Here is an 8509-nt window from a genome sequence, read left to right on the forward strand (position 1 = left end):
TAAGCCAATTTTTTGCTGTTGTGCTTTCTTGCAACAGCTATTTGACTAATTCAGAACTTCTAAATTTCTTTGAGGGATTGCATCATGGCTGTTTTAAATTTTGCAGAACAAAACTTAGTCGGAAATAGCTTTAGAGGTCAAAATCTCAATGGTTCCACTTTTTTCAAAGCTAGGCTGGAAAATGTTCGGTTCGACCCCAATAATGCAGGTACTCGTACACAACTCAGAGGTACCAACTTTGCTGAGTCTACTTGGATTGGTGTGAATGCGCGGTTAGCAATCTTTGCCCCAAATGCTACTTGGGGCCCCGCTAATTTTTCCTTAGCAACATTAGAGAATGTCAATCTCAGCGGCGCAGATCTCAGACAGGCTGATATGTCGCTGATCAACACATTCAACCTCAATCTATCAGGTGCTAACCTAACTGATGCCATTCTGCGAGAAGCTAATATCAATGGCGAACAGTCCGAGCCACCCAATCTGACAGGGGCGAACTTTACCCGCGCTGATTTTTTTAAGGCTAATCTCAAAGCTGCTGACTTTACCGGATCGACTTTAGTTGATGCTAGCTTTTTAGAAGCTAATATCGAAAATGTCGTATTTGTCAATATCAACGCTAGGGGTGCTGATTTTCAATTAGCAAACTTCACAGATGCAACCCTACAAAATGCGATCTTTGACTTGGCTAATTTGAGTGGCGTTGCTTTGACTGATACTAACCCCCTCGATCCAGCAACGGCTACTAATGCTAGTTTTCGCGGTGCAAATCTGAGTAGTTTATTAGCAGAAGATATTAATTTTAGTGGCTCTGATTTTAGCCCCTTTGTGAATGCCAATGGTACTGTGACAGTTACAAACCTGACTGGCGCAAGCTTTGGTGGTGGTAATTTAGATGGTGCAAACTTCACCCAAGCCGATGCAGAAGGCTTGTTGATCAGTGGTACTGCTATTGGCGCAAATTTCACCAATGCAAACTTAACTAACGCTGACTTCTCAAAAGGCGATTTCTCCAGTGCCATTTTCACGGGTGCTAACCTGACTGGGGTACAGACTACTGATGCGATCGCAATTGGTACCAATTTCACCAATGCTAATTTGACTAATGCCGATCTGTCAAAAACTAATTTTAGCAATGCCACTTTTGTGGGGGCTGATTTAACAGGCGCGATCGCAGTTGATGCCATTGGTCTATATATTGGAGATGAGACTGACAACACTATCATCGGCACCATCGACGGCGATAATATTTTTGGCAATGGTGGTAATGATATCCTCAGTGGTGGTACTGGTAACGATTACCTTGATGGTGGCATAGGAAATGACATCCTTAATGGTGAAGGCGGCGCTGACACCTTGGTTGGTGGTGCTGGTAGCGATGAACTCAATGGTGGTGGCGGTAATGATTCTTTAATTGGTGGCGCTGCTGTTGATAACCTCATCGGTGGTGGCGGTAATGATTACCTTGACGGCGGATTAGGCAATGATGGCATGATTGGCGGTGCCGGTGACGACATTTATCTAGTCAATAGCACAGCAGACACCATCACAGAAAACGTCAATGCAGGTATAGATACTGTCCAATCTAGTGCTGCTAGTTATACCTTAAGTGGCAACGTAGAAAACCTGATATTGATTGCTACGGCTCAAAGCGGTACTGGTAATGCACTTAACAATAGCCTTATCGGTAATGATGGCAATAATACCCTCAATGGTGGTGCTGGTGATGACAGCTTGGCAGGGGGTTTAGGCGACGATACATACATCATCGATAGTGCTGGGGATACAGTTACAGAAAACGCCAGCGCAGGTATAGATGCTGTCCAATCTAGCGTTAACTATACCTTGGGTAGCAATCTAGAAAACCTCATATTAATCGATACTGCAATCAACGGTACTGGTAATGAACTTAACAATACCATCACAGGCAACAGTGCTGATAATATCCTAGATGGCGGTGCGGGTAGTGACAGTTTATTAGGTGGTTTGGGTAACGATACATACATCATCGATAGCACTGGAGACACCATCACCGAAAATTTGGATGAAGGTATAGATACTGTACAATCTGGTGTTGACTATACCTTAGGTGCTAATTTAGAAAACCTGGTACTATCTGGCACATCTCTCAACGGTACTGGTAATGAGCTTGCTAACAGTATTACGGGTAACGAAAGCAATAACAATCTCAACGGTGGCTTAGGTAACGATACAGTCTTGGGTAATGGCGGTGCTGATACCTTATTAGGCGCAGGTGGTACCGATAGCCTGGATGGTGGTGAAGGGGATGATAACCTGAACGGTGGTATTGGTGCTGATACCCTCATCGGTGGGGCTGGTGACGATATCCTGACTGGCGCTGATGGTATTGATGTTTTGATTGGTGGTGTTGGTAATGACATTCTCACCGGTGGTTTAGGTAGCGATACCATTCGCTATGCTTTGGGTGATGGAACTGACCGGGTAAATGGTTTCACAATAGGAACAGGCGGAGACTTCCTTTCCTTTAGTGGCATTACTGCAATTGATGTGCGTGTAGTTACTAATGCTACTGCTACTAATACCCAAATTAGACTTGGTGATGGCATTGCCGGAAATGCTGGTTTTGGTACAGGCGAGATATTACTCACCTTGGTAGGAACTAATTTTACGGCAGCAAATATTAACACCAACATTATTGATTCAGCCGGCACTACCTTCTTGTTCTCATAATCTCATAACTTCTCACTCGGCAGAGTCAGGAACAGTGGTTGATTGTACTGCGATACAACCACTGTTCGCCAAAGTTTGACTAATCAAAAACTTATCTATAGAGGGATTGCATCATGCCAGCTTTAGATTTTAACGAAGACATCCTAATAGGAGATAACTTTAGCGGTCAAGATTTGAATGGCTCGACATTTTTTAAAACCAGCCTCACGGATGTTCAATTTGTTGGCACACAACTGAGATCTACAGACTTTACAGAATCGGTTTGGCTGAATGTCAACGCCGCCAATGCTATTTTTGCGCCTAATGCTAGCTTCCCTACACCTACAACTTTTGTTAGCGCAACATTAGAAAATGTCAATTTCAGTGGTGCAAATTTAAGTGGTGCAGATCTGTCACTTGTCAACACAAAAAATATTGACTTGTCTAACGCCAATTTGACTAACGCCATTCTGCGAGAAGCCAATCTCAGTGGCGAACAGTCAGAGCGTCCTAATTTCACGGGGGCAAACTTGACCGGTGCTGATTTGTCTTTGGCAAATCTCAAAGCTGCTGACTTTACAGGTGCGACTTTAGTCAATACTAATTTTCAAGAAGCAAATATCGAAAACATTGTCTTAGCCAATGTCAACGCTACTGGCGCTGATTTTCGATTATCAAACTTCACTGATATTTCCCTGGAAAATTCTACATTTGACTTGGCTAATTTGAGCGGGCTAACTCTGAGTGATAGCAATCCTTTAGATCCGGAGACAGCGAGTAATAGTAGCTTTCGTGGTGCGGATTTAAGTAATTTTGTTGCAGATGATGCCAATTTCACTGGAGCTAATTTTAGTCCTTATATTGCTGCTAATGGGACTGTAACGGTAACAAACCTCACTGGAGCCAGATTTAATGACAGCACTTTGAATCAAGCCAACTTCACCCAAGCCAACGCCGAAGGTGCTTTCATCAATGGTGCTGCTGTAAATGCAAATTTCACTAATGCCAATTTGAGAAATGCTAATTTATCTACTGGCGATTTCACCGCAGCCATTTTTACAGGCGCAAATCTCAGATCTGTACTAGCCATTGATGCCAATTTTACCGATGCCAAGCTGAATAACGCTAACTTGTCTAACGGCAATTTTACTAATGCTGTTTTCTGGGGTGCAGATCTGACAGGTGCAACTGCAACCAATGCTATTGGTCTAATAGTAGGTACTGCTGCTAACAATAACATCAACGGCACCAGCTCCAACGATAATATCTTCGGCAATCAGGGTAATGACAGAATCAACGCTCAAAATGGGGATGATTTTCTCGACGGTGGTATCGGCGTAGACACTCTCATTGGTGGTGGTGGTGCTGATACCCTAGTTGGTGGTGCTGGTGACGATTCTCTTGATGGCGGTTTGGGTGCTGACACCCTTATTGGTGGTAGCGGTGCTGATACCCTCACTGGTGGTGATGGAACTGATACGTTTATTTTTGCATCAGGCTTTGGAAGCGATCGCATTAACGGTTTCACTAATGGAATCGATACAATTGACCTCACAGCATTTGCAACCAGCTTTGGCTCTTTGACGGTAACTCAAAATGGGGTAAATACGCTGATTTCTGGGGCGGTGTTTGGCAGTGGTAATAATATCACCTTGGCAAACTTCACCGCTACTAATGTAGATGCGAGTGACTTTATCTTTTAATTTTCTGTGATTTTGTGTGAATCATAGCTAGCAAAACTTTAGATCCCCAACTTTTTTTAAGCTGGGGATCTGTAAGTTATCTGTAAACCCTAATGATTAATTTGGTGGACTAAAACTAATATAATTAATGACAAAATATTGAAATAAGCATGCGGATTCTGTTTACTATAGCCCACTTTTTTAATCCTCATGGTCAGGGTAAGCACGCCTCTCAAAGGAAAGACCCCCGACCGCGATTGATCGCATTAACTCAAAGTCTTGCAGCTTTACATCAGCTATTTGGTAAATCGCAAAGCATCATCAATGTTGGACAGCGAGTGGCTTTACCAGCAAATCAAGCCCAAGCTGACAATTTAGATATTGTAATTTGTACTACCCAAGGTCATCATCTCCTAAATCACCTAGCTTTGCCATCTCACTTTTATCACAACCATGCTACGCAAGTAGAACCCATGTTATTAGGTTTTGAGTGTCAAGCAATCTTGCGTGATTCTCTTGGAAAATATGATTACTACTGTTTTTTAGAAGATGATTTAATTTTGCACGATCCTTGGTTTTTTATTAAATTAAACTGGTTTACTCAGCAAGCAGGTAATCTTAATTTACTCCAGCCAAATCGCTACGAAGTCGCTACCCATAATTTAACCTGTAAAGCTTATATTGATGGTGACTTATTACCTGGAATAACTGCAAAATTCCAAAATATACATGAAAATCAGCAAATTTACGGTAAAATTATGGGTATGCCGATCCAATTTCGCCGTTCCCTTAATCCCCATTCTGGCTGTTACTTTTTGAATGCTAATCAAATGGAATATTGGGCTAATCAACCTTATTTTCTTGACCGCGATACCAGTTTTATTAGCCCTTTAGAAAGTGCGGCAACTTTGGGCATTATGAAGACATTTCATGTTTATAAATCTGTACCAGAACAAGCAAACTTTTTAGAAATTCAACACTTTGGCAGTGCATTTATCAGTTTGATTGGGCAAAAAGTAAGTTTAACAGCTTTATAAGTTGTCAGTTTTTTATAGGGGCGGGTTTATGGGGGAGAGTTTTTAATTAATTTAACATGAAATATATTCAAAGCCCTTTTCAAGATTTTCTCATAACAATTGAGGGTTTTAATCAGTTACCTAGTGAAGTACTGGTTAATTTAGCCTCAAAACTCAAACCACAATTATATTCACTGGGACACAAAATTATTGACCAAAAAAGCATACCCCAGCAATTGTCAATTATTTATCAAGGAACGGTTCGCCTATTAGCCTATGAACCGAAAACACAAATGCCCATTCCCTTAAAGTTACTACAACCAGGAGACATTCTGGGTGAGATTAGTTTACTGCGAGAAGTGGCTTGTGAATTAGCGATCGCATCTACTGAAGTTCAATGTTTAACATTAGATGCTCATGAATATTTCCGTATATTGGCTAATTACCCAGATTTCGCTAAATCACGCCAATATCAATGTAATTTAGCAGAAGTTTATCATATCCTTGGCTTAGAGCCTAATTTGTCCACTTTCAGCGATATTAATCTCAAACATCTGGCACTGCAAGTTTTAGCTCATGCCAAAATAGATTATCTCTCTCCGGGAACCACAGCAGTTAATCAACTCGATCAAGAAAGAATTTGGTTTGTTAGTGGTGGGGGAACTGTCAAGAACTTTGATCGTGGTTCGCCTCTGGAATTTTACCGCCAAACAGACACCATTGAAGTTGAGGGAACAAATCCGGCGCGGTTGCTGGGGGTGCGCAAGTCAGATTTATTAGCAAATAATCCTGATGCAGATATTACCAACAAAGTAGAAATTCCTTATGCACCTATTGAAGAATTAGCACAACCACAAAGCCCTCTTGTCAAGGCTGAAGAGAAAAGTACAAACAAGAACTATCCCTATTTTAAAGGTAAAGGGCAGTTAAATTCCGCGATCGCCTGTTTTCAAATGCTCTGTCAATATCTGCACATGCCGTTTCGGCGCGAGGTAATTAACCGGATCTTAACCGAGCAGATGCAACGCCAGGGTATAATCCCCTTTCAGGTTTGTGCAACCTTAGCGGAGTTAATCGGACTGAAAGCGCAATTAGGAGATATGCCTTGTGAGCAAATCAGCCGCATTCCTACCCCGGCGATGATTCACTATGGCGATAGTTATGGTGTAGTTTATGAAGCAAGCGATCGCCTCATAGTAATTGCTGTACCATCCAAAGGGATACTCAAACTTAAACCTGCTGAACTGCTGGCGCAATTACAAACAGAAGATAGCGATCGCAAAATCCGAGTATTGTTACTTTCTCTTACCAAAATCACACCCCAAAAACGCTTTGGGTTACAGTGGTTTTTACCTTATATCTCCCGCTATCGTTATGTACTTTTAGAAGTATTTATTGCTTCCTTATTTGTCCAGTTAGCAGCACTAGCCAACCCTTTAATTATTCAAATTATTATTGACCAAATCGTTAGTAATACGGGTTTTGAAACTTTACATATTTTAGGGATATTTTTATTAGTAGCCGCCCTATTTGAAGCGGTAATTTCTACCCTGCGTACCTATTTATTTGTAGATACTACTAACCGCATTGATCTAGGGTTAGGAGCCAAAATTATTGACCACTTACTGCGGCTACCCTTACAGTATTTTGAACGCCGACCGGTGGGAGAATTAGCCACGCGGATTAACGAATTAGAAAATATTCGCTCTTTCCTCACGGGGACAGTTTTAACTGTGGGGTTAGATGCTATATTTTCGGTGATTTATATCATCGTCATGGCGATTTATAGCTGGAAACTTACTTTAGTCGGTTTATCCACTATTCCCATATTTATTATTATTACTACTCTGGCTGCGCCCACTATTAGAAAACAGTTAAGAGAAAAAGCCGAACTTAACGCTGTCGCTCAATCTTATTTGGTTGAAGTGATGTCAGGAATGCAAACTGTCAAAGCCCAAAATATTGAATTACAAGCTCGTTTTTCTTGGCAAGAACGTTATGCGCGTTATATCGCCTCAGGATTCAAAAAAGTTGTTACTTCCACTTTGTCCAGTTCTACCAGTCATTTTCTCAATCAACTAAGTAGCTTATTAATTTTATGGTATGGTGCTTATTTAGTATTGCAAGGAGAGTTAACTTTAGGCGAATTAATTGCCTTTAGAATTCTCTCTAATTACGTCACAAGTCCCATATTACGCCTCACCCAACTTTGGCAGAATTTCCAAGAAACTGCTTTATCTTTAGAACGTCTGAGCGATATTGTCGATACACCCCAAGAAGCGGAAAAAGACTCTGGAAAAATGACTTTACCGCCAATCAGAGGCGCAGTCAAATATGAAAATGTTTTCTTTAGGTTTAACGCCGGGAGAGCGTTACAACTTTGCAATGTGAGTGTAGATTTAGCTCCCGGACAATTTATTGGGATTGTCGGTCAAAGTGGTTCCGGGAAAAGTACAATGATGAAATTACTGCTGCGATTGTACGAGCCAGAATCCGGCAGAATTTTAATAGATGGATATGATATAGCCAAAGTCGAATTATATTCTTTGCGCGGACAGATTGCTGTAGTACCTCAAGATACCTTATTATTTGACGGTACAGTGCAAGAAAATATTGCTTTAACAAATCCCGAAGCCAGCACCGAAGAAATTATTGCAGCTGCGAAAATCGCCGCCGCCCACGAATTTATTATGAACCTGCCTAACGGTTATAATACCAAAGTAGGCGAACGGGGTTCAGCGCTTTCTGGGGGACAAAGACAAAGAATTGCGATCGCGCGTTCAGTTTTAGAAAAGCCAAAATTACTCGTTTTAGACGAAGCTACCAGCGCTTTAGATTACTTAACAGAACGTCAAGTTTGTTTAAATTTAGCCCAAGCATTTCAGGGAAGCACAGTATTTTGTATCACTCACCGCCTGAATACTATCTCTCATGCAGATACGATCATAGTTATGGATAGCGGTAAAGTGATAGAACAAGGCAAGCATGAAGAATTAATGGCATTAAAAGGCTATTATTATAAAAACACCCGTTGAAAACCCTTCGCCTTTAGGCAAGGGATGAAAACGGTTTAAGGGCTTTAGCCCTCAGTGACTCGGTCTTGGCAACTTAGAAACATATTTT

At 41.4% G+C, this 8509-nt stretch carries 4 protein-coding genes; all 4 read left to right on the top strand.

All coding sequences use genetic code 11. From position 1 onward, the window contains the following. Positions 1-84: 84 nt before the first annotated feature. The 4 genes from H6G08_RS34500 to H6G08_RS34515 all read left to right on the top strand — a co-directional run bounded on the left by H6G08_RS34500 (position 85) and on the right by H6G08_RS34515 (position 8421). The gene (locus tag H6G08_RS34500; protein WP_190551446.1) at positions 85-2709 is read left to right on the top strand and encodes a pentapeptide repeat-containing protein; all 2625 of its coding nucleotides are present in this window, start codon (positions 85-87) and stop codon (positions 2707-2709) included. A gap of 113 nt (positions 2710-2822) precedes the next feature. Next, a complete protein-coding gene (locus H6G08_RS34505) occupies positions 2823-4391 on the top strand; it encodes a pentapeptide repeat-containing protein (protein ID WP_190551448.1) in 1569 nt (522 codons plus the stop codon). A gap of 149 nt (positions 4392-4540) precedes the next feature. Then, the gene (locus tag H6G08_RS34510) at positions 4541-5407 is read left to right on the top strand and encodes a calcium-binding protein (RefSeq protein ID WP_190551450.1); all 867 of its coding nucleotides are present in this window, start codon (positions 4541-4543) and stop codon (positions 5405-5407) included. A 56-nt stretch (positions 5408-5463) separates the two neighbouring features. Next, positions 5464-8421, top strand: coding sequence for a peptidase domain-containing ABC transporter (locus H6G08_RS34515; RefSeq protein WP_190551451.1), 2958 nt, complete (start codon positions 5464-5466; stop codon positions 8419-8421). The last annotated feature ends 88 nt before the right edge of the window (positions 8422-8509 follow it).

Source organism: Calothrix anomala FACHB-343 (assembly GCF_014696435.1).
GTDB classification, from domain to species: domain Bacteria; phylum Cyanobacteriota; class Cyanobacteriia; order Cyanobacteriales; family Nostocaceae; genus Aulosira; species Aulosira anomala_A.